The 7,727-nt window shown below is 69.8% G+C and carries 3 protein-coding genes; 2 read left to right on the top strand and 1 reads right to left on the bottom strand.

Translation table 11 applies throughout. From position 1 onward, the window contains the following. Positions 1-37: 37 nt before the first annotated feature. The gene (gene mobF / locus HQ308_RS14940; RefSeq protein ID WP_261776162.1) at positions 38-6,196 is read right to left on the bottom strand and encodes a MobF family relaxase; all 6,159 of its coding nucleotides are present in this window, start codon (positions 6,194-6,196) and stop codon (positions 38-40) included. A gap of 205 nt (positions 6,197-6,401) precedes the next feature. Here mobF and HQ308_RS14945 point away from each other — a divergent pair, with 205 nt between their 5' ends. After that, positions 6,402-6,707, top strand: coding sequence for a hypothetical protein (locus tag HQ308_RS14945; protein WP_222646958.1), 306 nt, complete (start codon positions 6,402-6,404; stop codon positions 6,705-6,707). Continuing rightward, positions 6,704-7,727, top strand: a 1,024-nt coding sequence (locus HQ308_RS22965) for a pentapeptide repeat-containing protein (RefSeq protein ID WP_308115787.1), incomplete at its 3' end; no start/stop codon positions are given. The genes HQ308_RS14945 and HQ308_RS22965, both read left to right, overlap by 4 nt.

Below are 7,727 nucleotides of genomic sequence, written 5' to 3' on the forward strand. Positions count from 1 at the left end.
CGTGTGAGAGCCACTTTCAGTCAAGCTCGAATTCGGATCACAGCCCATGATCGTTGTCGTATCGGCGCTCGTTCACGTCGGCCTCGTGCTGCGTCCTCTGGCGGTCGTCGAGCACGGGATTCTGACTGCGACCAGGTGTTGGGGCCTCCGCGAGCAGACGTCCGACAGCACGCTCCGCGCCTTGTCGAGCCACCTCGGCCGTGATGGTGCGGTCTTCGGTGTCGGTGACGCCGTCGATCGCTGACGCTTCCGCTGCGCGAGTCGTGGCGTTGACGGCGCGAAGGCGCTGCTCAGCGTCGTGACGTTCCGTTGCCAGCGTCATGGCACGGAGACGCCGACGCTGTTCAGCGATGGCTTTGTCGAAGGCAGCGGCGGCCGCGAGGTCTGAGGCGCGGCGCTGCGGATCGGTGGCGCGGGCGGTGATCGCCGACCATTCGTTCGTCTCGGCGCGCACCCGGCCGGCTGCGTCCGCGGCGGCGCGCTTCGTGTCGCGGACCTGGCGGGCGAGCCGGTCGACGCGTGTCCGTGCGTCTTCGACGGAGGGTTCGAGTGTCTTGCGGTCGCGTCGCTTGGCCCCGGCCAACTGGTCGGACAGCGTGGTGTGTTCGGTGCGGGCGGTGTCGTGGTCTGCGGTGATTCGGCGCAGCTCTGCGTCGAGCTCCCGTGCGGCGGCGATGGCCGCTGCCTGCTCGACGAGGTGGGCGTAGAGCTTTTCGGTGTCGGCGACGACGGTCGGTTCGGTGCGTCCTCGACCGGCGCGGTCCACGAATGCAGCGAGGTCCGCGTCCGGAACGAGGCGGATCGGGTCCTGTTCCATCCGCGCGAGCAGCTCGGCGTCGGCCGCCGACAGCGTGGTCTCGGGTTCGGCCCGTGGCACCTCGACGGGCCGCGACACCTCGACGGGCCGCGCCGACTGGACAGTCTCGGGGACCGTGACGTCCTCTCCTGCCACGTCCAGCGGTTGCTCGGCGTCCACGACGGGCGCTTGAGCGGGCGCCTCCATCGCTTCACGCCGAGCGGCGACCTCAGCGCGCCACAGCGCCGACTCGATGCGCCCGGCCTCGGCCTTGAGGTCGGCGAGCACACCGAGGTCGATGTCCTCCGCTGCGCCGCGGGCGGCAATGACGTCCATGTTGGACACTGCTCCCCCGTCAGCAGCCGCGATGCGCTCGTACTCGGCGGCGGCGACCTCGGCGCGGGCACGGGCGACGGCCGCGGCGTCGTCGGTGTATCCGGCGCGCCACATCTCCCAGTCCAGGGTGCGCTGGGCGAGCAGTCGAGCGTCCTCATCGTCGCCGGCGGCCGCGACAGCGGCGGCGACGTCACCGCGGACAACGGTGTCGATGTGGTGCCACAGCGCTTCGGCCTGGAATGCGGCGTCCGTCCAGTCCTGGCGGGCGTCGAGCATCGCCACCCGCGCCGGCTTCTGCCGGTCGGCCCGTTCCTGCATCTCGATCACCAGCGGTGCGCTGTGCGCCATCGCGGGGCTGGTTCCGTCGGCGATTGCCGCGCGCAGCGTCCTGTGTTTGGCGGTGGCGTCGTCGAGGTCGGCGCGGAGCAGACGCACACGTTCGTCGCGGGTGACCGTCGGGTACGGCAGGGCGACCCTGGCGTCGTCGAGCATCGCGTCGAACGGGTCGACCACGGCGGGCTCGTGCTCGACCTCGACGTCGATGTGCGTCTCGTGCGGGGCGGCGTCCGGCTCGGCGACGGGGTCGTTGTCGTTGTCGTACCCGTCGTACTCCGGTGGCGGCGCGTCGTCGTACTCCATCGGCGCGTTCAGTGCGTCGAGGGAAGCGAGGTAGTCGGCGTCCATCTCGCCGGGGATCGACGGCGATGCCTCGTCGACCGGCGCTGCTTCGGCGGGTGCGGTGCGCGGCGCCATCAGTTCCGGGTCGGCGAACTCGGGTGGGAGAACGTCGGCGCTGAGGTCGTCGATCGTCTCGTCGACGTGCGCGAGGGCTTCCTCGTCCTCGACCGAGAGCGGTTCGACGTCGGGACCGATATAGGTGCGGGCCAGGTGGTTCTCGCGCACCAGCATCTCGGCGCGCCACGTGAGCGCGGTCGCCAGCTCGTGCGCGGGGACGGTCAGGCCGTGATCGACGGGGTCGATGCCGCCGTGCAGGAACTCGTACGCGGTGCCGAGCAACTGACCGGGCGTCCACAGGGTCGGGTCGGCGGCGTCGACGGTTGCCACCAGCGCCGGCCACGACGGGTCGGACATGACCCGCACCGCGGCGGTGTAGCCGAGCATCTCGACCAGGATCGGTCGCCACGAAGGCGCGAGATCGGTGCCGTCGCTGTCCGCGTCGAGTGCGGCCGTCGACAGTTCACCTGACAAACGCCACCACAGTGCGGCGGCGGGCAGCTCGTCCGGCAGCGGCGACGTCGCGAGCGAATCGCGCACCAGCGTGTGCACGTCGATACCGGCGCGGGCTGCGGCGGACAGGCGGTCGGCGAGGACCGGGAAGTACGGGTCGCGGGCGATGTGGCGGTCGAGCTCGTCGACGAACGGCTGCCACCGACTGACCGCGTCGTTGCCCGATCCGATGATCGCGGCGGCGCGCGTGTCGAGTCTGCGCTGCGCGGTGAGCGAGGCTGCGGCGAACTGCGCAGGCCCGGTGGGGCGGCGGTCGGCGGGGTCAACGTCGTGGGCGGCGCGGAAGACCGCCAGATCGGTCAGCAACGTCGCGTCGGGGTCGTCGGTGAGGAACGGCCGCGCCCACACCGGTGCGGTCGTCGGTGTCCACGCCGCGACGTCGGCGCCGATGCGGGTGACGAACGCTGTCACCGACTCCTCGCGGGCGTCGAGGTACGCGCCCCACTCAGGTGTGTCGCGGAGCGCCGCCGGCACCGCGGGAAGCCACGGCAGTGGCCCGGCACCGGCGGAGTGCTGACGGCCGGGGTCGAGTCGCCAGTCGAGAACCGCGGCCCGGTCGAGCGCGGACCCCAGCTCCTTCGCGCGCACGGCACGGCGTAGGACCTCGACGGGGTCGCGTCCGTGCGCGCCGATCGTCGCCAGGTGCCCGCGCAGCGTCGGCCATGCGGGTTCGTCCGTCAGGCCGGGCGCTTCTTCCTCCGCGGCGGCGTCGATGGCTGCCATGACGTCGGGTCCGAGATGAACTTCCGATCCTGCGGCCACGGAATAGTCGTAGGCACGGGCTGCGGGGAGCAGGTTCAGGTGCGGGTCGTCTGCTGCGGTGAGCGTCGAGTGCGCCGACACCTGTGCGCCGTCGCGGCGCAGGATGGCACGCAGGTCGTCGACGGCGGACGGTGGGAGCATCCCGCGTTCGGTCATCGCGGTGTGCAGATCGCCCTCGGACGCTGTCGCGAGGTAGAGGTGGTTCTCCTGGCGGCCGCGGGTGAGGGCTACGTAGGCGAGTTGGCGGGTTTCGTCGCCGGTGGCGACGACGTGGCAGGTGTCGGCGGTCGCTCCCTGCGCGGAGTGCACCGTGCCGGCATAGCCGAGTTCGGTCGCCGTCTGTACGTAGTCGGCGTCGAGGGTGACGGTGCGGCCGAGTTCGAGGTGGCGCACCACGAGCGCTCCGTCGACGGTGACGTCCTCGACGACCCAGCGGTCACCGTTGCGGACCCAGTCGGTCCGCGAGAGCGGGTTGCGGCGGTCGTTGGATCGGGTGCGCACGGTATCGCCGACGCTGGCGAACAGTCCGTCCGCCAGCACCGCTTCCCGTCCGACGGGTGCGTCGGTGGCGGCGAGCCGGTCGGTGCGGGCGCGGGTGTTCAGCTCGGCGACGAGTTCACGGGTCGGGGCGAGCATGATCGCGTCCTTGCCGGCCTCCCGGTCTTCGACCCATGCGGCGTAGGCGTCGTCGGTGGCGGCGCGGATGGAGCCGACGTGGACACGTCCGTGGTCGATGTAGAAGCCGAGGGCCGCGTCGTCGCCCTCCCGCAGCGCCAGTGATGCGGCGCCTTCAGCGCTGTCGCGGAAGCGCACCACCTGCGACAGCGACAACGCACCGACGCGGTCGTGAATATCGCGGAGGACACCGCCGGAAGCGACGGACGCGAGCTGCTGATCGTCGCCGATCAACCGGACCGTCGCACCGCGGTCGGCGAGCGCGGACACCGCTTCGTCCAGGTCGAGGGTGCCGGTCATGCCGGCCTCGTCGACGATGACGAGCGTGTTCGGTCCGATGGCGGTGTACCACTCGGGAACCGACACCGGCGCTCCGTCGCGCAGGCGGCGGGTGATGTCGACGAACTTCGCCAACGTGTCCGTCGTCGCCGCGATGTCCTGACGCAGTACGGCAGCGGCTGCGGCGGTCGGTGCGAACCCGACGACGCGCCCACCGGCGTTCTGCCACGACCGCGTCAACGCTTTCATTGCCGTGGTCTTGCCGGTGCCTGCCGGGGCGAGCGCGAGCTGCAACTTCGCCCCCGAGGTGGCCATCGCCCGCACCAGCGACCGTTGGCCGGCGTTGAGGTCGCGGCCGTTCGCCGTGGATTCGAGCAACGCCATGTCCACGTGCTTGTCGGCCACAGCGACACCGTCGCCGCGTTGCGCGAGGGCGACGATGCGCGCTTCGGCGTCGAGCACCGCGGTGGTGGTCATCAACTGCGACTCGTGGCGGGTGTGCACGTCCAGGCCGTCGCGCCGGCGCATCGACTGCGGCGCGATGTCGGCGGCCGTGTCGACGTCGGCAGCGCCGGAGAGGTCGATCGACGTTCCCTCCGCGCACGCCGCCGCGGTGATGGTCTCGACGAGTGCGTCGATCCGGTCCGTCGGCGGGTTGTAGGCGCGCACCTGCCGCACCGCTTCGGCGCGGACGTTGTGCCGCAGGAACCGCGACCGCGCACGCGAAACGGTGCTCACCACCTCCGCTGCCACCGCGTCGACCCACGGCGCATCGAACTCGGTGACCGGCGCGGCGGCGCCGCGGGCGGTGATCGACGAGACCAGCTCCGACAGCGCCTCTTCCGAGCCGAGGATGTCGATCGCTTCACCGCGCCACCCGCTGCGCTGATCGGCGTGACTGACCGGTTCGTGCTTCGCTGCGCGCGTTTCCAGCGTCGCCTGCTGCGCGAGGGAGATCGCTTCGATCGCGGACGGTTCGCGGCCGTGATCGGCCTGGAACGTGCGCGCCAGCTCCGCGGTGCGCGCCTTGATCGCGGCGCTGCGCGAGGACCAGCGTTCGGCGAGCCGGTCGTCCATGCCGTCGATCTCCCGCACGGGACGCTTCGACCGGTCCTCCGACGCCCGCTCGGTGAACCGCACACCGATGCGGTCCCGCAGCTCCCCCTCCAGGACGGTGTTGTAGACCTCGGAGGCGGGAACGTTGTTGCGGTAGAGCGCCGCCCCGTCGAGCGCCAACCACTTCGTCGTCCCGTCCGGCAACGTCGTGGCGACCTTGTTGCTGATCGCGACGTGCGTGTGCAGGTTCGGATCCCCGGCGCGGGAATCGCGGTGCGTGAACTGCGCGGCGATCAACCCGTTGCCGTCGACCTGCGCGACTCCCCCGGTCCCGACGCGGGTGAAGCACGCGTGCTTCTCCAGGTACGCAACCGCGGCAGCGATCGCCGCCTCGTGTGCGGCTTCGATCTGCTGCGACACCTCCCGCGGCGCGACCGCCCACAGCGCGGACACACTTTTCACCGGGGTGAACGTCAAGTCGAAACCGGCGACGGCGGTGGTCTTCTGACGGCCGATCTTCGCCACCCACCCCGACAACTCACGCCCGTCGGTCGGTGTCCGCCCGAACTCTTTGGTGAACATCGCCTTGCCGACACCGGTGCGCAGACGCGCACGCTCGTCGGCGTCGATCGGTGCGTTCCACTTCTCGCCGCGGGCGAGGTTGTGCTCGACGAACGCCTCCGCGCACGCCACCCGATACGCGGTCGCACCGGAGTCGATCTTGAACGCTCGACCCAACCGGGCCGCGCGCGCGGCGTCCGCTTGAGAGGCGCCCTGAGCGATGGCCAGCTCGAACATCACGTCGGCGTTCGGGTGCAGACCCTCGCCGAACAATGCCTTCATCTGCGCCTCGGATACCTGCTGCCCTGCGGCGACCGAGCCCAGCTCGGCGAGTCCCGCCCCGGCCCAGCGGCCCGGCGATTCGCCCTTCTCGGAGTAGTAATCGGCCAGCGATGTGGCCCCACGTTCAGTGGAATCGGCAGCCGCGACCTGCCGGGTCAGGTACTCGTACCCGTCCCCGGCGGTCAGCTTGTGCAGACCCATCACGACCCGCACCCTACCAGCGGATTCGCGGGACACAGCCTTAGTGCATGAGGTGTGAGGGGTACGTGATGGCTGAGGTTTTAGGTTGACTTAAAACTGGCTCGGTGGGGTTGAAGGTGGGTTGTTCTGGTATTGCGGGTGGTGAATTCGGGGGAGGTTGTGTCAGGAACGACGAGAAGTCGGGTGTGAGGCTATGGTGACGGGCATGGCAGCGACCGGGACACGGCAAAGTGCGCGTGCGCGGGCCCGCGCTGCGAACCAGGCTGTAATCGCGGCGCGGCGGGTGCGCGACGAAGCGAATATGGTGTCGCTGATCGACTACTTCGCTGCCGCCGACGCGATCGATGCGGCTCGGCTGACGATGGCGCAGGCGCTGTCGGACATCCGCGACCGGGAAGGCACGCTGACCGCAGCTGCCGCGTTGACCGGCGTCACTCTCGGCGATGCGCGCAAGCTGCTTGCGCTGCTAGCTACTGACGTGAAGCCGGGCGACACTATGGACACACCGTGAACAACCCGTACAGCGGAGCCTGGAAGCCCCTCGATCGTCTCGATGCGGTCGACACCGAAACCCTTCGCCGGATCGGACCTCAGAATGCGCTGCCACCACCGGTGGTCGAGTCAACCCGCACGTCACCGAGCGTCGGGCGCCTCAGGACGGCTAGCACGATCCTGTTCGGCGGTTCAACAATGTGCGGCGTGGCAGCGGTGGTTGTTCGGACACCCTTGACTCCCGGCCAAGGAACTGTGCTCGGTGGCCTCGGTGTCCTCGCGGCCGGCGGTCTCGCCTACTACGGCACGCACCGCACCCGCGTCAGCAACGAGAGCATTGCCGACAAGGCACGGTTGCACGCCGCATCGGAGCTCGAGCACGAAAAGCAGAAGGCAGAGCGCACAGAGAGGCGGGATCAGGAACGCGCGTTGCGGACACGGTTCACTGGGAGCGCCGCACAACTAGCCGACCCTGTGCCGACTATCCAGCTGGCAGGGGTGTTCTCCTTGATGTCCCTCGCCGACGACTGGGAGAACTTCGGCAACCTCGACGAGCGCAATGTGTGTGTCCAATTGCTCCGGTCCCTCGTGACCTCCCCGCTGCTTGAGCCCACATCCGACAATCCCGCAGCCGCTCCGTTCCTGGCCGTGCGTCGCCAGATCGTGATCGACCTCCACGAGCAGGAGACTCGCGAGATCCGGTCGCAAGGCTGGCGGCATCACGGACGCTCACTGCTGAGATCCACGAAGCTCGCTCACATCGACTTCACCGGTATCGACCTTTCCGGCGCCAATCTTTCCGGCGCAGACCTCACCGGCGCCAACCTTTCCGGCGCCGACCTCACCGGCGCAAACCTCACCGACGCCACCCTCACCGACGCCACCCTCACCGACGCCGACTTTTCCGGCGCCGACCTCACCGGCGCAGACCTCACCGATGCCATTTACAACGAGGTGTACTTCGACAGGAACACAGTGTGGTCGAACGGGCTCCTCCCCTGGCAGGAACTCTATGGCGAAAAAAAGGGCGGGTGGGGAC

The sequence above is a fragment of the Rhodococcus sp. BP-241 genome (assembly GCF_019836145.1).
GTDB lineage: Bacteria > Actinomycetota > Actinomycetes > Mycobacteriales > Mycobacteriaceae > Rhodococcoides.

Excerpts from the sequence above, each read along its gene's own strand:
- mobF (WP_261776162.1), bottom strand. The coding sequence starts at position 6,196 with ATGGGTCTGCACAAGCTGACCGCCGGGGACGGGTACGAGTACCTGACC.
- HQ308_RS14945 (WP_222646958.1), top strand. The coding sequence starts at position 6,402 with ATGGCAGCGACCGGGACACGGCAAAGTGCGCGTGCGCGGGCCCGCGCT.